The 18,888-nt window shown below is 46.1% G+C and carries 15 protein-coding genes; 14 read left to right on the top strand and 1 reads right to left on the bottom strand.

Annotation, left to right across the window (positions count from 1 at the left end):
• Window positions 1-5: 5 nt before the first annotated feature.
• Complete coding sequence (locus tag MHI51_RS10920; RefSeq protein WP_405174054.1) at window positions 6-224, top strand: hypothetical protein; 219 nt, start codon at window positions 6-8, stop codon at window positions 222-224.
• A gap of 78 nt (window positions 225-302) precedes the next feature.
• On the opposite strand, the gene MHI51_RS10925 is transcribed toward MHI51_RS10920, so the two are convergent.
• Complete coding sequence (locus MHI51_RS10925; RefSeq protein WP_076277947.1) at window positions 303-1,319, bottom strand: CapA family protein; 1,017 nt, start codon at window positions 1,317-1,319, stop codon at window positions 303-305.
• Between the two features lie 269 nt (window positions 1,320-1,588).
• Between MHI51_RS10925 and MHI51_RS10930 the strand changes: the two genes are divergently transcribed.
• The 13 genes from MHI51_RS10930 to MHI51_RS10990 all read left to right on the top strand — a co-directional run bounded on the left by MHI51_RS10930 (window position 1,589) and on the right by MHI51_RS10990 (window position 18,843).
• On the top strand, window positions 1,589-2,827 hold the full coding sequence (locus MHI51_RS10930; protein ID WP_405173857.1) for an FprA family A-type flavoprotein: 1,239 nt from the start codon (window positions 1,589-1,591) through the stop codon (window positions 2,825-2,827).
• Window positions 2,828-2,843: 16 nt separating this feature from the next.
• Window positions 2,844-4,058 carry an NAD(P)/FAD-dependent oxidoreductase gene (locus MHI51_RS10935; protein WP_076218074.1) on the top strand — a complete coding sequence of 405 codons (1,215 nt, stop codon included), beginning with the start codon at window positions 2,844-2,846 and terminating at the stop codon, window positions 4,056-4,058.
• Window positions 4,059-4,086: 28 nt separating this feature from the next.
• Window positions 4,087-4,269 (top strand): rubredoxin, encoded by a 183-nt coding sequence (gene rd, locus MHI51_RS10940; RefSeq protein ID WP_076130123.1) that lies wholly within the window; start codon window positions 4,087-4,089, stop codon window positions 4,267-4,269.
• 47 nt (window positions 4,270-4,316) lie between these two features.
• Window positions 4,317-5,027 carry a Crp/Fnr family transcriptional regulator gene (locus MHI51_RS10945; protein ID WP_051491610.1) on the top strand — a complete coding sequence of 237 codons (711 nt, stop codon included), beginning with the start codon at window positions 4,317-4,319 and terminating at the stop codon, window positions 5,025-5,027.
• Between the two features lie 167 nt (window positions 5,028-5,194).
• Window positions 5,195-6,604, top strand: coding sequence for an extracellular solute-binding protein (locus MHI51_RS10950; protein ID WP_076277945.1), 1,410 nt, complete (start codon window positions 5,195-5,197; stop codon window positions 6,602-6,604).
• Window positions 6,605-6,826: 222 nt separating this feature from the next.
• Window positions 6,827-7,891, top strand: coding sequence for an SGNH/GDSL hydrolase family protein (locus tag MHI51_RS10955; protein ID WP_341001999.1), 1,065 nt, complete (start codon window positions 6,827-6,829; stop codon window positions 7,889-7,891).
• A 16-nt stretch (window positions 7,892-7,907) separates the two neighbouring features.
• The gene (locus MHI51_RS10960; RefSeq protein ID WP_405173858.1) at window positions 7,908-9,461 is read left to right on the top strand and encodes an extracellular solute-binding protein; all 1,554 of its coding nucleotides are present in this window, start codon (window positions 7,908-7,910) and stop codon (window positions 9,459-9,461) included.
• 74 nt (window positions 9,462-9,535) lie between these two features.
• Complete coding sequence (locus MHI51_RS10965; protein ID WP_405173859.1) at window positions 9,536-13,789, top strand: alpha/beta hydrolase fold domain-containing protein; 4,254 nt, start codon at window positions 9,536-9,538, stop codon at window positions 13,787-13,789.
• A 103-nt stretch (window positions 13,790-13,892) separates the two neighbouring features.
• Window positions 13,893-14,099, top strand: coding sequence for a tautomerase family protein (locus tag MHI51_RS10970; protein ID WP_076130129.1), 207 nt, complete (start codon window positions 13,893-13,895; stop codon window positions 14,097-14,099).
• Window positions 14,089-15,045 carry a sugar ABC transporter permease gene (locus tag MHI51_RS10975; RefSeq protein WP_076130130.1) on the top strand — a complete coding sequence of 319 codons (957 nt, stop codon included), beginning with the start codon at window positions 14,089-14,091 and terminating at the stop codon, window positions 15,043-15,045. The genes MHI51_RS10970 and MHI51_RS10975 overlap by 11 nt, the downstream gene beginning before the upstream one ends.
• Window positions 15,046-15,066: 21 nt before the next feature.
• A complete protein-coding gene (locus MHI51_RS10980; RefSeq protein ID WP_405173860.1) occupies window positions 15,067-15,951 on the top strand; it encodes a carbohydrate ABC transporter permease in 885 nt (294 codons plus the stop codon).
• Window positions 15,952-16,015: 64 nt separating this feature from the next.
• Window positions 16,016-17,047, top strand: coding sequence for a response regulator (locus tag MHI51_RS10985; protein ID WP_076186675.1), 1,032 nt, complete (start codon window positions 16,016-16,018; stop codon window positions 17,045-17,047).
• Window positions 17,047-18,843, top strand: a complete 1,797-nt coding sequence (locus MHI51_RS10990) for a sensor histidine kinase (protein WP_405173861.1) — start codon at window positions 17,047-17,049, stop codon at window positions 18,841-18,843. Before MHI51_RS10985 ends, MHI51_RS10990 begins: the two co-directional genes overlap by 1 nt.
• The last annotated feature ends 45 nt before the right edge of the window (window positions 18,844-18,888 follow it).

The following is an 18,888-nucleotide window of genomic DNA, read 5'->3' on the forward strand; positions in this document are numbered from 1 at the left end:
GAGATATCCGTACCAAACAGGACGCAGAGGACACGTTGACAAATGCTGAATTAGTAGCAGTAGGACGGTCTCTTATCATTGATCCTCATTGGACAAGTAAAGTGCTGGAGGGTAAAGAAGATATCATCAGAAGAGTACTTGCTGATCAAGATAGAGAAGAACTCGTAGTAGAGAATGGTATTCTAGAATTCCTTAAATTAATGATGCCTGATCGTTTACGCTAAACCCAAACACAGTTTTGAGGTCTAAATCTATAACGTTCCGCGGTAAATTCCGCGGAACGTTATTTTTCTGTAACGACTCTATTCCCTCTTTAAGATTGTTGTCGTATGTTTCAACATTCGATTCATGAGATTTCGCCGCTCTGTTTTTATGTCGGTGTCGCTTCTCTTTAATGCGTCGCGGATGGGGATGATCTCTGTAATTTTCCTGCCGCTTTTTATTCTTCGATCTACACAAGTCGGGATGTAACCTACGTTAGTTATACTCGTGTGTCCTTTTTCATCCTTCTTTATTTTAAGCGTAAGAATGATACCGCTTTGTGTATAAGGAATATTCATTAGTTTAGTCGAAACAAAATTCCCCAATGAGTAAATAACGAATTGTTTTTTTCCACGAAGCGCTAACGGTTGAAGAACATGTGGGTGAGACCCCAGTATGATGTCGGCGCCATTTTTAAAGAAGAGATTGACCAGCTCTTTTTGCCTCTTGTTTGGAGTGTAACGATATTCGCTTCCGAAATGCAGATAAAGCAAGACTAGATCGACTTTCTTTTTTAAATCTCGAATCTCCCGAATAATCTTGGGCGTAGATATCCGGTTAACCAGCCATGGCTTACTCACTGGTACAGGAATTCGGTTGGTTCCTGCTGTGTAGGAGAGGATGCCAATCGCAATTCCTTTGACGTTTTTAATAAGCGTTCTCTTGGATTCTTCTAATGATTTAGCTGTTCCCGTGTGGTCGATTCCATTACGGTCCAGAACTCGTAACGTCCGAACCAGACCCGGGGCACCATAATCCATGCAATGATTGTTGGCCGTTACTAATACGTCGAATCCGGCTTCCTTAAGTGCAGGGGCCAGTTCGTCTGGACATTTGAATATCGGACCGCCTGATCGGGGGCTTTTCCGGCATTCGGGGCCGCTTCCAGCAAAGGTGGTTTCGAGATTGCCAATCGTCAAATCAGCCTGTTTCAGATAAGGAGCTACTTTTGCAAACAGGGGGCTGAACAAATAGGTTCCGTCAGGCTGTTTAGCATCCGAAATAATATAACGTTTGACCATTAGATCTCCCACAGCAGCTATTTGTATTTCAGTCATGGATATCCACCTTTTTATTATTTTCATTAGGATATGGCATAAAGTTGTTAGGGGTTATTCTTTCTTTAAGGCGAAGTGCAAACATTTGTGTGGCTTTTTATTTAAAATGTGACTCAACGCATAATCACTTTATTTAGATCGTCTAAATTTAAGGTATTCATTTTTTTCAAACTTTTATAATTTGATTCAAATCCTCTTTTTTGTTTGGCAGCCATAATAAAATAAGGTTGTTGATAAACATTGTCAATCAAACATTGGAGGTTAAAGAAATGAGTACACCATTCAAAAAAATCGCCGAGGATACTTACTGGATAGGCAAAATTGATAACCGCCAGGTTCCATTTCACCGCCTGATTCTGGCAAAAGGAACTACCTATAATTCTTATTTATTAAAAACAGGTAAGCCAACTGTCATTGATACCGTAGATATGGAATTCGGACGTGAATATGCCGAGTGTCTGGGTGAAATGATTGATCTTCTAGATATCCATTACATTGTAATTAATCATACAGAGCCTGATCACTCTGGTGGACTGGCAGCTCTCGCTGCCAAGGCTGCAAATGCCACGATCGTATGCACCGAGATTGCTGTTCCCGAATTGCAGGAAATGTACAAGCTTCATAGCCGGAACTTCCTGGTGGTTAAAGACGGAGATAAGCTGGATATTGGCGGGAAAACGCTGCTGTTTAAAGAAACACCGTATCTCCATACCGCAGAAACGATGATCACCTATTGTATCGAAGATCAAATCTTATTTCCTTGTGATATTTTCAGCACGCATGTTGCGGTGGAGAATCTATTCAGCGATGAAGCCGGGTTTGATATTACGGAAGATTTCGAGGGCTATTACGCAGCAATTATTCATCCTCACAGAAGATATGTAAGAACCCTGTTAGAGGCTGTTAAGGATCTTGAGATCCGGATGATCGCTCCTTCCCATGGGTTTGTGATCCGGAAGGACATACGTAAATATATCGGGATGTACGCCACATTGAGCCGTGAAACGACGCAAGGAAAAAAGGCAACCATCGTATATACCACCATCAAAAATAGTACCAAGAAGATGGCCAAAATCATACAGGAATGCTTGCAGGAAAATAATATAGAGACCGAGATTTGGGATGCAGATAAAAGTAGTGCCGCTGATATTCTGAACAGCATAACGTCAGCGGACGCGGTCTTTATTGGCAGCTCCACTAAATACGCGGACATGATTGGGAACCTGGAGAACATTCTGAAAGAATTGCACAATATGAATCTGGCAGGTAAACTTGCTGCAGCCTTTGGCTCCTACGGCTGGAGTGGTGAAGCCATTGAAGTCATTCAGGATTATCTGAATGGAACAAACATGACGGTGCAAAGCACATCTGAGGTTATTAAAACCACGGGGATGACACATGTAGAGTTCCCTGTACGAATCAGATTTTCCCCGAAAGAGCCAGAGAAAGTTCAAAAAATTAAAAATGCGGCTGAATTTGTTTCGGATTTGCTGCTGAGTTCATTTTAGGGAGGAGGAACATAGGATGACAAAACATTACGTTATTGTTGGCGGAGGAGTAGCCGCCGTCCATGCCGCCAAAGCCATCCGTGATCAAGACGCAGAATCGGAAATTTCGATCCTCGGGGAGGAAAGTCAACTGCCCTATAACCGGATTAAGCTGACCAAAGGGCTGTTTACCGACCTGCACAGTGAGAAGGTGCTGATTAAAAAGGAAAAATGGTACCACGATAACCGTATCTCCGTAAAAACCTCGACCCGAATCCGTTCTGTCCACCCGGACCGGCAAATAGTTGTGACAGAAGATGGGCAGAGTGTTTCTTATCATAAGCTTTTATTGTGTATGGGAGCGAAGAATCGTGCACTCTCCCTTGAGGGCTTCGCCCTGAACAATGTTCATACCCTCCGGGATATGAACGACGCGGACAGATTGAAAGAAAACCTGCAGGATGGCAGCCATGTAGCCGTAATCGGTGGGGGAGTGCAGGGAATCGAAACCGCTTGGGCGCTGCATGAAGCTGGATATCAGGTAACGGTGATCGAAGCTTTTCACCGGTTGATGGGCAGACAGCTTGATGAGAAATCCTCACAGCTCCTTAAAGAGAACCTTGAACAAGCAGGTGTGAAGGTTATTCTTCGAGCTGATGTAGCGTCTATAACAGGAACTGAGTATGTTACCGGAATTACGCTGCACGACCAATCTCATTTTTCCTGTGACCATGTAGTCTACTCTATTGGTATTGTACCGAATACGGAACTGGTAAGTGGCTCGAATATTCAAGTCCGGCAGGGCATTATCGTAAATGAACAAATGCAAACAAATGATCCGCATGTGTATGCAGCCGGAGATGTGGCTGAAATTAACGGGCATGTGGAAGGACTGTGGGGCGGAGCGATTGAGCAGGGCCGGATTGCCGGCAGTAATATGGTTGCCAATCTGACTGCGTATCGTAGAGCTGTTCCGGTTACCTTGTTTACCGCCTTTGGTATCTCTTTATTTTCGATAGGCAACGTGGATGAACAGTATTGCGATACGGCGGTAAGCGGAGATGACAATGGGGCGTATACGCGTATCTATGTGAAAGATAACACAATGATCGGTGCGATATCCTGGCAAGGTGCAGCTGCTTCTCTTGGGTATAAAACCGCTGTAGAGTTTGGCATCTCCCTTGAGGGGATCGATGTTAACGGGAGTAGCATCGAGGAGATTATGGCTGAAGTACAAACCAGGTTGAACTAAACTATTAACTTTTTAGGAGATGATAAAGATGAAAAAATACATTTGTCTACCCTGTGGTTATATCTATGATCCGGCATTAGGCGATCCCGATGAGGATGTTGTTGCAGGCACTGCATTTGAAGATTTGCCTGAAGATTGGGTCTGTCCGGTATGCGGTGAAGATACCAGTCATTTTGCGCCGGTTGAAGATAAAAAAACTTCTGTATCCTAAAGGAAAGTAGGAGTTGTACAAAAAAATGAACAACAGGGGGGACAGTTATGAAGGAGTATTCTTGCCAATACGCTGCTGAACCTTGTACCCGCAAGGTGCCTATTTTTGCTGCGTTAAGCGATGACGATCTCTCCCGGATCAGCGCTATGATCAAGCATCGTAAGTTTACTAAAGGTCAACCTTTAATTCTGGAAGGGGCGCCGTCAGATACGCTGTACATTATTCAGCGAGGGCATGTTAAATTATCCAAAACAACTCCTGAGGGCAAGGAACAAATTTTGCACATCTTGACGAATGGAGACTTTTTCGGAGAACTGAGCATTTTTAACAGCGATGAGCTGAGTAACTTCAGTGCTTATGCTCTGAAAGACACTAACATTTGCATGCTGACCCGAACGGATATGGAGCAGCTGATGAGGGATAATCCGGATATTTCGCTCAGACTACTGAAGAGTGTGACCAAAAGACTAGCCCATACGGAAAATCTGGCGCAAAGCCTGGCGACCAAAGATCCCGAAATACGAATTGCTTATATGATCATGGAACTCAGCGACAAATATGGTAAGCAGCGTGGCACTCATATTCATATTGACCTTCCGTTGTCTCGTGAAGAGCTGGCCAGTTATGTTGGGGTCACCCGCGAAACTATTAGCAGAAAATTCTCAAGGTTTGAAGATTCAGGTCTTATTGAGCTAATCGGAAACAAGCAAATGCTCATTATAGATCCAGCCGGTTTGGAGAGTTATATGGGGTATTAAGAGGATTACGGTGTATTGACCGATCTGTATGACACCGTGGGTGCAGAACATACGCTATATGGGGCCAGACTCCGATACTTGTCGTTCCCAAAGGATTTCAGTATGATGAATACTATATAAACTTGTCCCTATGGGCTCGATTAATCGGAAGATGGCGAGGAAACCCAATGCAGAAAAGGAATAGCAGAAAATTTTTCCGTATCAGGCTAGAGGAAATGATTCAAACCTTGCGACATGAAATTCATTCGGGAAGTATAGCGATCGGCAGTTATCTTCCTTCAGAAAGCGACTTAGAGGTGCGCTTCGGACTTAGCAACGCTTCTGTGCGCAACGGGCTTAAGGTGCTGGTGGATGAAGGCTTAATTGAGAAAATTCCGCGTGTTGGCAATCGGGTAATTCCTCCGGTAGAGGAAGGCAGAACGACGATCAAGTTCGGATATGTGAACACCATCCCCAAGCTTGTAGAGATGCAAGAGCTACTGAATGAGTTCGGCAAACGCTATCCGCATATCGACGTTCAGCCGCTCGAGTTGTCTTCAGGAAACTACTCGACATCTTTGAAGGAATATTTGCAGTCGGAAATCATGGATGTCGTACTGATGAATAATAACAATTATCAGGATTTTTTGGAGCAAGGCTGTACGGAGCTGCTGGAGCCGATGGAGGAACAGCCGGACACGTATCGTTTTCTTACCGACCCGTTCCGGTATGGTGACCGTAATCGCGTTCGCCCCTTCATTTATTCTCCAGTCGTGCTTTGTTATAATAAACAGCACTTTAAGGAAGCCGGCGTATCACCACCAGACAGTAGCTGGACCTGGGACGATTTGTTCGCTAATGGTCGAAAGGTAGCTGAAGGTCATGACTGGTATGGTTTTTATTTTTATTTGCCTTCTCGTAACCGGTGGCCGTTGTTCCTGCTTCAGAGCGGTACGACGTTTGCGGCAGAGCAGGATGACGAAGGCAAATTCCGGTTCAGTGGCTCAAAGCTACTCGACAGTTTAGGAACCATTCGTAAGCTGATAGGCATGAAAGATGTATTTCCAGCCGTATTGTCCGAGAGCGATGCGGATGCGGAAGCCTTGTTCTTGCAAGGTAAAGTGTCCATGATTATGACGACCTATTACTTCTTGAATCAATTGCGTCAATCCGATTTGGCATTCGATATTGCTCCATTGCCGCGGCTGCAAAATGCTGATACGCTGCTGATTATAAATGGACTGGCGGTTAACAGCAAATCACAGAACAAGGATGCATCCATGCTGCTCGTTGATTTTCTCACCTCACACGAGGCGCAACTGATCATTAGGCGCAAGACGCTGAATATTGCAGCCAACCGTTTGGTGATGGATTGGGAAGGTGAGGAAGTGGGTTATCGTCCGGCCCGTTTTCAGCTTTATCGTGAGATCTTCCCTACCTATCGTCTGGTTACAGAGCTGGGTTTAAGCAACCTCCAGTTGAAAGAGATTCAACGTGATATCATGATGTTTGTTTCAGGTCTACTGGACAACGACGAGTTATGCCGCAGACTTGAGGAAATATTGAATGCGGTAAATCAGGAGACTCAGCACTCTTGAGGACTGAAAGTTTATGTGAAAATCCCGGCACAGGTTCAATTCTGAATCTGTGCTTTTTGTTATGTTGAAGTATTTGTTTGTTGCACAAGAATTGACTCATATATGACTCATAATAAACATAAAAACTTGTTGACTATGCTTTTGTTGTTATTATATGATGCAATAGAAGTCAGATATGAGTTAACACGAACTCGATTTTATTAAGGTGGTGTAGCTGCAAAGATGGAAAAGGAAGGCGTTTATTTTCACAATGTTTCGGAGCTGGTTCATAAACCCTATCAATCTGGATTGCATCTCCAGCGTTTTCCGCAGCATGTGCGCAATGGCTTGTCAGAGAAAGGAAGAACCAAAGCTATACAATCGAACGGCTGTGAATTGCGGTTTGTCACCGAATCCAAGCATGTTAGGGTCACTGTCGGATCGAATGATAGTAACGGCCGCGTTGTGGTATGCAGAGGGGATTTTTTTCATTCTCAGCATTTTCTGCAGGCGGGTACGGTAACCACTCTGCACTTGGAGGAGCCGGAACGTTTTACAGAGGTATCAAGTAAGCGGCTGAATCAGTCTGGATTTTCCTCTAACGTATGGCGTTTGCATTTTGATCGTTTCGGAGCTGTTTTCTACGATGTGGATGCTTTTGGTTGTGAAGTACGTGCGCCTAGACCGGAAGAGGTACCGAAGCTTACGATGCTCGCCTATGGATCTTCCATCAGCCAGAGCGCGGGATCCACGCATCATTTCAATGGTTACTTACAGCAGACAGGGCGCAGACTTGGTGTGGATGTGCTAAATCTTGCGCTTAGCGGATCTTGTTATTGCGAGGACGTAGTTGCCGATCATCTGGCTGAACGTGAGGATTGGGATTTTCTGTTTCTGGAACTTGGTGTCAATATGCGTGCTGTAGTGTCTCCCGAGGAATTCAAGCGTAGAGTGTCTTACATGCTGGACCGGGTTATCAAAAATCATCCTGACAAACCTGTGTTCGTTACTACGATTTATCCGAATCGTGCAACGTATTTTCTTGATACAGGCCATCTTCTTTATGTCCAAGAGACGGTTTTTAACGAAGTGCTGCTTCGTTACTGTGAGAGCAATAAACATCCACAACTACATCTGCTGGATGGCGCATCAGTCATGCGCGATCTAACCTCGCTGACCTCCGATCTTATTCATCCTTCCGATTATGGACACACGCTAATGAGCGAGCATTTAGCCAAGCTGTTGCGGCCCATGATCGAACCCCTCCGAACTTCTAGTCATTCTACCGAAGTGTCCCCAATTTTATAATAGGGAGTTGATGGAAATGAAGCGTTGGATGCTTACCATGTTGGGAGTTTCATTATTAGCCGTCTCTATGAATGGATGTTCCTCTTCTAATAAGGGGGGAGAAGAGCAAGCGGGGGAGAGTCCAGAAAAAACCACTGCTTTCTCCATATCGTTCCGGAGCGGAAACATTTCGTATGCAGACAATCATCCGAATATCAATGATGACAAATGGGTCAAAAAGCTGGAGGAACTTACAAATACAGATCTTAACATCCGTTTGATGCAGCAGAAAAATTTTGATTCGCAAATGATTCAAATGTTCGCGATCAACGACATTCCGGATGTCGTGCAAGCAAGCTCTGGGCTGACGAACCCTCAGTTGGCAGGTTCCGTGGAGGCCGGAGTATTCATGCCCCTAAATGAATTGCTTGAGCAGTATGGGCAGGATCTTCTCAAGAAAGTCCCGAAGGAGGCATGGGAGAAGGAGACCGATGCGAAAGGTAATATCTATGCGATTCCGGAATGGCTGTCCAATCCGTCACGCCGGGCAACTTGGATTCGTGCGGATCTTTTGGAACAAACAGGGCTGCCAGAGCCTAAAACAGTAGATGACTTCCTGAATGTCATGCGTGCTTTTAAGAAGCTGGGTGTGGAGAATCCTTATATGGGCCGGGAGGACTTTGTATATTCGGATATGTTCTTCGGATCTTACGATACCTTTGCTAATTTCTTTATGAAACAAGGGGATCAAATTGTCCCGAAATTTATGAATATCGAAAATATGCAAAAGACGATCCAAACGTACAAGACAATGTTCGACGAAGGACTGATCAACAAGGAATTCGTCACAATTAATCCCACGAAATTTAAGAACGATATTCTTGCAGGCAAGGCGGGCATCTGGAACATGAATGCGAACCTGTTGATCCAATGGGATCAGCAGCTAAGAGAACAGGTGCCTACTGGTAAAATGAAGCTGATCGCCGCGCCCACAGGGCCAGACGGTAAGGGGGGACTTCGTCTTGTCGGTACGGTGCCGCGAGCGTATTTAATTAACAAGAATGCGAAAGACCCTGCCGGGATCGTCAAGTTTTTCAACTGGATGGTTAGTGACGAAGCGGAGAAGTTTTTTACCTTCGGAATTGAAGGGGAAAACTACACTGTAGAGAACGGAAATATTAACTATAACAGACCGAAAACAGCTGATGAAGTTGATGAAGAAACGTTCCGTCAAATCCTGCTGTGGTTCGTACAGGATACTACCTACAATAAAGGTGCGCTTAGTCTCACACCCGAAGGAAAAGATTTGATGAAGCTCTACGACACAGTACTTGCGAATGAGGGACGCGACGGGATTCAATTTGAACCGCAAGTAAAAGGCTATCAGAAAAACCCGGACATCACCCCAGGTGGAGATAAATTGCCACCAGTTATATTGACGCATGTGATCAATATGGTATACGGAAAAAAGCCGATTTCCGACTATCCGAAGGTGGTGGAGGAATGGCTGCAGAAAGGGGGAAGTGACGTCGTCAAGGAAGCAACAGAACGTTATAACAATAACGACGGTGTGATTTTGTCCCGACATTAATAAGCTGCATCTCACAAGAGGTTTGAACTCCATAATGCTTGTGATTACCTATACCATGTCAGGGAGGAATTTATTTGAGAAACGGACTAAATAGGAAAGCTTTTCGAGTGGGCATTAGAGTACTGTTGTCTTTGGCTTTGTTATATTCGCCTTTGAAAATGCAAGCGCTTACCGAAGTTTATGCAGACGGAATAACGGATGACTATGTTACGCTCTACGAGGAAAACTTCGATGACCCTGACAATTTTGGATCTACCGGTGGTATTGCCATTCCGGGGCCTTGGCTGCAGGAAGGCGAAGGAAACAGTATGGCGAAAACTTCGGTTTCGTCCACGGCCCCGTCCGTACCGAATCTGGTGAAAATCGATGGCAAGGATGCATTGGCGCTGCCAGTGAATTCGACGGGGTACCGCAATCTTCAATTGAGTTATTATACACGGGCATCCTCCTACATCGGAGGAAGCGTCATCGTAGAATGGTCAAGTGACGGAGGGATAAATTGGACAACGTTGGAGGAATTTAAGCTGCCCCCAGGAACGCTGGAACAAAAGAACAGTGAGCCGAACCAACTCAAAGTCCAAAACTTGGGCAGCGGAGCTGACAACAACCCGAACGTCAAAATCCGGGTTCGTGTGGGGGAGCTTATGAGCGCGAATATGTATATCGATAGTGTCGCCCTCAAAGCTCAAACGATTCCCGGAATACCACCCGCAGAGACACCGGTGCCAATCCCTACACCGGCTGAACCTAAGCCGTTTGTGGTTCCTGAAGGCGTTAAGCTGTATGAAGATGTGCTGATTGGGAATGCTGGAACGCGGCCGATTTATACTTCGATTGCCGTACCCAAGATCCTGCCTCAAGCACCCGTGCCAGTGATGGTATACATTCATGGCGGAGGTTGGAATCACGGAGACCGGAAGCAAGCCCTTGCCAGTATCTGCAACTATGTAACCAAGCGAGGATATATCGGAGTATCGCTGGATTACCGCTTAACCCCGGAAGCGCCATTCCCGGCGCAAATTCAGGATGTGAAGCTTGCTATTCGTTACTTGCGCGCGCATGCGGCAGAATACCATCTGGACCCGAGCCGGATCGGTGTATGGGGTTCGTCGTCAGGGGGGCATCTGGCCTCACTGCTTGGTACGACTGGGAACATTAAGTCAGGCGAGACAATCACATTGGATACAGGACATACCGTAAATGTTCCGGATTTGGCTGGGAATGGCGGTTGGCAGCAATATTCTGATCAAGTGCAAGCCGTTGTCGATCTCTACGGTCCAGCGGATTTTACAACAAACTTCGCTAATAGCTATAAATCAGTGAAAGCGCTTTTAGGCGGGAACGACGCGTTCTCTGTGCCAGACCAGGCAAGGTTGGCCATGCCTGGCACTTATGCGTCACCGGACGATCCGCCTTTTTTCATCCGCCATGGGGATGTGGATGCAACGATCCCATACACGGACAGCATTACGTTCTCCAATCAATTGAAGGATGCAGGCGTGAAAGTGGTCGATGTAAAAATTGTACCTAAACAAGGTCACGGTTTTATAGGTGAAGCGGCTGAGCAAGCAAGCGCCGAGGCTTGGGCTTTTATGGATCAATATGTAAAGAATCGAATGGCAACAACACCTGATGATGAGGTTGTATACCGCGATCTAGCCAGTCTGGCACCGAGCGACGATGCAGTTATCGACAGCAGCAAGCCCACTGTAAACTTCAATAGCGCGACGGGCAGCAGCAATGGATTGTTCAGTATTTCTTCTGGCGCCGAGAACAAGAAATATGTGTATTTTAAATTTGATGTCTCTTTATATAGCAATCCTGCAAACAGGTACATTTTTAATGTTGCTGCCAAAAAGGGTTCATCCAATGCGGACCTCGAACTTTCGTTATTCGGCCTAAAGGATACAAATTGGACTGAATCGGAGCTGACTTGGAGCAATGCGCCTGTCACGGATCTGACCATTGCTTCGTTAAGTGGGAAATTTACCGTAACGGCAGACAAATCAGGAGCTCCACAGGTTTACAGCATCGATGTGTCCGAGTTTGTCAGAGAAAGATTGTCCGCATCGGGCGGTAATATCGCTTTTCTGCTTGGTGATGCGGCAAGCACTGGAATTTCCCTCAATGTCTATTCGAAAGAAGCTAATGGCAACAGCAACCCCCGTCCACAGCTTGTTGTTCAAGAAGCGGTTACACCTTCAAGCGACCATGAGAAACCTTCCTGGCCGGATGGAAGTTTTCTGAAAGCAGTCAATATAGGTACAGAGTTCATTCAACTTTCATGGCCGGCCGCCAGCGATAATCAAGGTATCGGCTCCTATCGCGTATACCGGGATAACACCCTGTTATCCAATGTTACCGGTGCAACGTACACAGCCGTTGGGCTTAGCCCTAGCACGGCGTACAGCTTTAAGGTTGAAGCGGTGGATCAGTCGGGCAATACATCCGTACCGCTTTCTTTTACGCGGTCAACGCTTACAGAACCCATCATTCCTTACGCGATTGCAAACGTGACAGCCAGCGACAGCGATGGCAATATCGCAACGAATACCATCGATAATAACTTGTTCACCCGTTGGTCCGCCGCAGGTAACAGCCCGTGGGTCCAATACGATTTAGGCGAACGGAAGCAGATCAGTTATTTAGGTATTGCCGTTTATAAAGGTGACACGCGTACGGCTCAATTGAGTATCGAAACTTCAAATGACGGTTTGGCTTGGACTACCATATGGACTGGTGCAAGCATGTACAGAACCATAGAGATGCAACCTTTTGATCTTCCTGACACAGAAGCCAGATATGTGCGGATCGTGGGTCTTGGAAATTCTGATGGCAGCGCGTTTACAAGTTTATCGGAGGTAAACATCTATGCGCCGTTCGCAAATGGCGATACACCTGTAGCCAGCATCCCGAACTACACGCCTAATCCCCCCCGGGAACCGATCCCATTCACAGCTCCCGGATTAACCGAACCTGAGGGTACGGTGCATCCGGTTCATTCCTCACCTACTACCACTGGGCGCATCTTGAACGTGCTGGACTATAATGCTGATCTCGCCGATAACGACACAGATGACGGTATTGCTATTCAAGCTGCCATAAACAGTGCTGAGCCCGGCGATGAGGTCTATTTGCCGTCTGGGGTTTATAATTTGAACTCAACATTGGATACTCTTATCAATTTGAAGCTCAAGTCAGGAGTAAACCTTCGCGGTGAGGATCAATCAACAACCATCCTCATGACATCTCTCAATAAGGTAAAAAACAGCGCCCTGATGAAAGTATCCGGACAGCATGATCTGTCCATATCTAATCTCACATTGACTTCTACCTGGAACGGTGTCTACACGACGGACCATAAAGTGAACAACCCGGACGCCGGTGGTCCCGACAGCATGATTATCATCGCAAATTTTGGTGAGGTTCCGTCATACAACATCACGGTTGATGGGGTTACTGTAGAGAAGTATTCACGTATGGGTGTGCGTATCGACAACAGCCGTGATATTGTCGTACGCCGCAGCACGTTCCGAAATGCGACAGATGTAGGTCCGGGCGGTGCTGGCTATGGTGTGTCGATTCAAGGCATGGCCAAACAGGATCGCAACGGGTATGAGAACGACACGGTTTGGAATGTTGTGGAGGACTCCCATTTCGAAGGCCCTTATTTGCGGCATGGGGCGCTGATCCAATTTGTTGCCCATAACAATGTCCTGCGAAACAATCAGTTTATGAATACAAAGCTGGATGCCATCGATCTGCACGGAGAACTCGAATATTTGAACGAGATATACGGCAATGTGATTATTGACATTCCCTACGGTGCGGCGATCGGGCTGGGAAACACCGGGGGTACAGCACCCAGCAATCACAGTAAGTCAGGACCGCGCAACTATATTCATGACAATACGATTCGTAATACAAGAGAAGGAATCAATGTAACTATGGGCACCCCGGATACAGTCATTGAGCGAAATGTGATTGAGAATACAACGCATATAGAGGACGCCAAGGGCATTCAGATTTTGAACGGGCCAGGTACTATCATTAAGGAGAATATCATTCGCAACAATACCGCGTCGAATTATTGGGCTGTATCCCTTGAGCATGATCCCGGCGATAGCAAAGCAAATGATATCGGAGCGGGCGACCCGCAGGACGTTCAATTGATCGCAAATTCGCTGATTGGCAATACGAACGGTATTCGACTTCTTGCTGGAAAAGGGATCATCCTGCAGGGGAATCTTATTAACAGTATAAGTTGCAATTATTTCAAAAATGATCATGTAGTAGTAGAGGGTTGGCCGTTACCGATTATACCCTAAAGAAAACACAAGCTCACTCATAGAAACTCCATATTGCAAGCGCTTTATTGTAGGTAGAATGAGGTTAGATTCATTCACTATTTAAGGAAATGGAGGAAAGCCGATGCCACATATTGAGATTAGGATGTACGAAGGCCGAACGAGTGAGCAGAAGGAGGAGATAGTCACCGTATTCACGCGGGAGTTATCCCGAATTATTGAACGGGAGGAACGATTTATTACCGTCGAATTTCAAGAAATTCCCCTGGATGAGAATGCTCCGGCGAACCTGCTGAAAACAGGACCTATAGGAAACGGTTATGAAAGCTAAGTTAACTGGGGTTGACCTTATTAACTACAAAGCCGACACGAAAAGGTCCTTGCTTTTAAACATGTGGAAATTCAGAGCACTCTATGTGATTGCGATTCCCGGGATCTTGTATTTTATTATTTTCAAGTACTTGCCGTTGGCTGGTTCAGTTATTGCGTTTCAGAACTACAATATTTTTAAAGGATTTACAGGCAGTGAATGGGTGGGACTCGAGCACTTTAGGACGATGTTCCAATACCAGGATTTCGGAAGAATCTTGAGCAATACAATTCTGCTAGGCTTGTATGATCTTATATTCGCCTTTCCGGCTCCAATATTGCTTGCGCTTCTGCTGAATGAAATTCGGCTTGTGTTTTACAAACGGTTTTTGCAAACGGTGGTTTATATGCCCCATTTCCTATCTTGGGTAATTGTCAGCGGTATCGCCTTGGGTATCCTCTCCCCAGGAACAGGGATTGTGAATCAGGCTTTACAAGCTTTCGGCTTTGAACCGATTTATTTTCTTGGTGAAAATTCATACATTCGCACGATTTTGATCAGTTCCGGTATCTGGAGGGATTCCGGGTACGGTACGATCATTTATCTGGCCGCGTTGGCAGGAATAAACCCAGATCTTTATGAGGCTGCTGAAGTAGACGGAGCCGGGCGCTGGAAACAAACCTTAGCCATTACACTGCCGTCTCTTATACCGACGATTATGATTTTGTTCCTTCTCCATATCGGGAGATTTCTTGATCTTGGCTTCGAGCGGGTATGGGTATTCCTGAACGCGCTTAATACCGGGAACGGGGAGATTCTGGACACTTATATCTATAAGGCGGGGCTGCTGTCTCAGCAATACAGCTATACAACAGCAGTGGGGCTATTCAAGTCGGTAGTTGGACTCATTCTGGTGCTCATCGGCAACATTTTGAGCAAAAAAACAACCGGTGAATCGCTGTATTAATCGCTCTTTATGGAGGTAGGGATGATGAGAGTACGCTATACTCGCGGCCAGAATCTATTTAATGTGTTCAATCTTTTGTTTCTGACCGCTCTCGCTTTGGCTATGTTTCTGCCGTTTCTGAATGTGATTGCCCAGTCCTTTAGCAGCTCTGAAGCAATTATTAATGGCAGGGTAGGCTTGCTGCCAAAGGAATTTACCGCGATCAATTATCAGTACGTTTTCAGCGATCATTCCATTTGGCGGGCGTTCGGTGTTTCCGTCTATATTACGGTACTGGGCACCGCCATTAATCTGATTGCGACAGCTTCTCTCGCTTATCCGGTGTCGCGGCCGGAATTCGTAGGACGTAAATACATCGTGATGATGGTATTGTTCACTATGGTATTCAGTGCCCCTCTTATTCCAAACTTTATCCTGATCAAAAATTTGGGGCTTATGAACTCCTTATGGGCACTTATGATTCCGGGGGCTATCAGCGCATTTAACTTTTTCGTGATGAGAAGCTTCTTTATGCAGCTGCCTCAGGAGCTGATAGATGCCTCCAGAATCGATGGGTGTGGCGAGCTGCGGATCATAGTCAATATGGTACTGCCGTTGTCCAAACCGGTAATGGCCTCATTGGGGATTTTTTACGCCGTCGGGCACTGGAATACGTACATGAGCGCTCTGTATTATATCAACAAGCCGTCATTATGGCCTCTGCAGGTGATGTTGAAGAAGCTCTTCGAGACGGACGATATCAGTATTGATCCGGCTTCCTCAGTTTATAGCTCTTTGGCCCACACCTCACCTGAGGGCATCAAAATGGCTGTTATCATTGTCGCTACTATTCCGATTATCATGATTTATCCGTTTCTTCAACGCCATTTCGTTAAAGGAATGATGGTCGGATCCGTCAAATCCTGATCTATCATAGTGTGGTAGAATAGGAACGCGTTAAGCGAGACGAATCGGAAGGTGGTATCCATGGATGAGATGTGTATTAATCGTAGACGACGAGCCCATGATTCGAAAGGGACTTTCTATCATGATCCAGCAATGCGGCGAGCATCCGTATAACATTAAGCTGGCCCAGAATGGCGAGGAGGCCATCCAGCTCATTATGGAGGAGCAGCCGGATTTTCTTTTTACAGATATCCGTATGCCCAAGGTAGACGGACTGGAGCTGTGCCGGCGGCTGTCGGAGATGGAGACGGATATTCAGACTGTTGTCATCTCGGGTTATGGGGATTTTGAATACGCCCGCCAATGCGTGTCCTATGGAGTGAAAGAATATCTCCTGAAACCCGTGAGCAAAGGGAACCTTCAAAATGTGATCGCCAAACTGGAAGCGCATAGAGAGAAGTTAGAGAGTTTTGTCTCTGTCGCTAAGCTCGATGAATGGGTCGTGCGTATGGATGATGCCATCTGGACCTTGGATAAAGAAAGGCTGTACCTTGTACTGAAGGAATGGGAAACTGACTTCCTCCAGCGTAAGATGAGCCGGATTCAGCAAAAAGAGCTTCTGGAAGAGGGCTATGCTTTACTCGTGAAGAAGCTGCTTGTCAATTCAGTTACACCCGGTAAAAGCGTGTTAGACTTGTCCGCAGCAGCTGGACCTGAGCAGTTATTTCACTGCTTCGCAGAAGCGTCAGCAGCTATATTGGAAGAGCTTCGTAGAAAGCGCAAGGGTAAAGCGAAGGATCCGATAGAGGAAGCTAAAGCATTTATTGAAAAGCATCTCGCCCAGGAAGTATCGCTGGAAGAAGTGGCGGAAGTGCTTGGGCTAAATGCCTCTTATTTCAGCCAGATGTTTAAGCACTCAACAGGAGAGACCTTTGTACATTACCGCATAAAACGCAGGATGGAGAAGGCCAAAAGATTACTTGCCGATGCAAGCTATCGGATCACCGATATTTCCTATGAAGTCGGGTATGCAGACCATCCTCATTTTACGAAGACGTTCAAAAAGTTCACCGGGCTGGCTCCTTCTGAGTACCGCAACCAGCTGGGGATCGATTGATGAGAAAGAGTCTGTCGAACAAGCTGTTTGCCTCCTTTCTGACCGTCATTCTTCTATCCTTGTCCATGGTTGGATTTATCTCTTATTTTCAGGCTTCGGCTGAGCTGGATAAGTCTTCTGAGAAGTCCATTGCTCAAGTCATCAGAAGTGCGTCTTATCAAACGGATCTGTATTTGCAAAATTATGAAAAGTCTAGCGATTCCATCCTGTCCTACAATCAAGTCAAGGAGTTCTTGGATATGGACCCGGAGGATAGCTTCTCCTACTATCAATATACGAATGACATTCAGAAGTATTTGTTTCGTTCTTTGTTTATTCTGTATCCCCAGATTAATCTGATGTACGTCATCGGTGAACACGGCAAGGCCATTAGCGATGATAACTCCTATCAGGCACATAGCCTGCAGTTTCATCCTCAGGAACGCTACCGTTTCTTAAGCGAACATACGCCGGAGAGCGGCCGCATCACCATTCTCAACACGAATGTGATGAATGAAGGGGATAAGAACATTATTACGATGGTCCGCCGAATCAGAGGGGTCTCTTCCTATCGTCCCAAAGGTATAGTCGCCATTGAATTTAAGGCTGAGGATCTGGCCCGTATATGGGAACCTCTTGATCTGGGACAGGGCGGGTCCTATTTTATCATGGACGAATTCGGTAAGCTCCTTTACCGGGCGGAAGGGAATAATAATCACCCTGGTTTATCTGCTGAGCACATTCAGAACGTATTTCAACACCCAAATGACTCTGTGGTGGAAAAAGTAGACGGGAAAGAGTATTTGTTCGTGTCGAGAAAATCCGAATATTCCAAATGGCAGCTTGTAGTATCCATACCCGTTGGTGAGCTGCGCAAGCCTATTTCTACCATTCGTACGACCACGCTGGTGGTGGGAGTTCTCACGCTTGTCGGCACACTGCTCCTTGCAGCCTGGTTCGGACGATCCATCACGAAGCCCATCCTGACTCTTAAGGAGGGCATGAGGGAGACGGAAAAAGGCAAGTGGCGCAGGCTTGAGATGAACGGCCGTCAGGATGAACTGGGGGGATTGATGCGCAGCTACAATCTCATGGTGACCCGGCTGTCCGAAATGATTGAGCGGGTATACGAAGCGGAGCTTACCACCCAGAAGGAGGCTCTGGAGCGTCATCAAGCTGAATTCCAGGCACTCCAGCTGCAGATTAATCCGCACTATCTATATAACACATTAGAGACTATCAAATGTTATGCGGTCGTTCAGGATTCGGACGAAATCACAGAAATAGTGGAGGCCATGGCATTCATGCTTCGCTACTCCATCCAAACTAATCTGGAGGAAATTACGATTGCCAATGAGCTTAATCATGTACTGAGCTACATGACGATTCTCAAGCACCGGATCGGCAGGGAGTTCGAAATTGACGTAGTGATTCCGCCGACGCTGCTACTGGCTAAGATGGTCAGGCTTACACTTCAGCCCTTGATCGAAAACATTTTTCAGCATGCGTTTCCCGAGGGAATTGAAGACAAGCACTATATTAGAATCGACGCCAGAAAAGAGGGAGATCGTTTTCTAGTTCTTGTAGAGGATAACGGCGCAGGGATGTCCCGCGAACGGCTTGATAAGCTTCGTGAGAAGCTGAATCTGAATCAGCTGGCGGATACGGAAGGAGACTCCCTCTATCATAGAGGTGGAATCGGGCTCATGAACGTGCACCGGAGAATTCAAATGGTGTTCGGTGAACAATACGGATTAAGTGTCGAAAGCGTGGAGAATGAGGGAACCCGGTTGATCTTATCCATGCCTGCGGAGTGAGGAAAAAGATGTTTTCAGAAATAATTACTATTAGGAGGAAATAGG

The sequence above is a fragment of the Paenibacillus sp. FSL H8-0260 genome, from assembly GCF_045040625.1.
GTDB classification, from domain to species: domain Bacteria; phylum Bacillota; class Bacilli; order Paenibacillales; family Paenibacillaceae; genus Paenibacillus_AQ; species Paenibacillus_AQ odorifer.

Excerpts from the sequence above, each read along its gene's own strand:
- MHI51_RS10925 (WP_076277947.1), bottom strand. The coding sequence starts at position 1,319 with ATGACTGAAATACAAATAGCTGCTGTGGGAGATCTAATGGTCAAACGT.
- MHI51_RS10930 (WP_405173857.1), top strand. The coding sequence starts at position 1,589 with ATGAGTACACCATTCAAAAAAATCGCCGAGGATACTTACTGGATAGGC.
- MHI51_RS10935 (WP_076218074.1), top strand. The coding sequence starts at position 2,844 with ATGACAAAACATTACGTTATTGTTGGCGGAGGAGTAGCCGCCGTCCAT.
- rd (WP_076130123.1), top strand. The coding sequence starts at position 4,087 with ATGAAAAAATACATTTGTCTACCCTGTGGTTATATCTATGATCCGGCA.
- MHI51_RS10945 (WP_051491610.1), top strand. The coding sequence starts at position 4,317 with ATGAAGGAGTATTCTTGCCAATACGCTGCTGAACCTTGTACCCGCAAG.
- MHI51_RS10950 (WP_076277945.1), top strand. The coding sequence starts at position 5,195 with ATGCAGAAAAGGAATAGCAGAAAATTTTTCCGTATCAGGCTAGAGGAA.
- MHI51_RS10955 (WP_341001999.1), top strand. The coding sequence starts at position 6,827 with ATGGAAAAGGAAGGCGTTTATTTTCACAATGTTTCGGAGCTGGTTCAT.
- MHI51_RS10960 (WP_405173858.1), top strand. The coding sequence starts at position 7,908 with ATGAAGCGTTGGATGCTTACCATGTTGGGAGTTTCATTATTAGCCGTC.
- MHI51_RS10970 (WP_076130129.1), top strand. The coding sequence starts at position 13,893 with ATGCCACATATTGAGATTAGGATGTACGAAGGCCGAACGAGTGAGCAG.
- MHI51_RS10975 (WP_076130130.1), top strand. The coding sequence starts at position 14,089 with ATGAAAGCTAAGTTAACTGGGGTTGACCTTATTAACTACAAAGCCGAC.
- MHI51_RS10980 (WP_405173860.1), top strand. The coding sequence starts at position 15,067 with ATGATGAGAGTACGCTATACTCGCGGCCAGAATCTATTTAATGTGTTC.
- MHI51_RS10985 (WP_076186675.1), top strand. The coding sequence starts at position 16,016 with ATGAGATGTGTATTAATCGTAGACGACGAGCCCATGATTCGAAAGGGA.
- MHI51_RS10990 (WP_405173861.1), top strand. The coding sequence starts at position 17,047 with ATGAGAAAGAGTCTGTCGAACAAGCTGTTTGCCTCCTTTCTGACCGTC.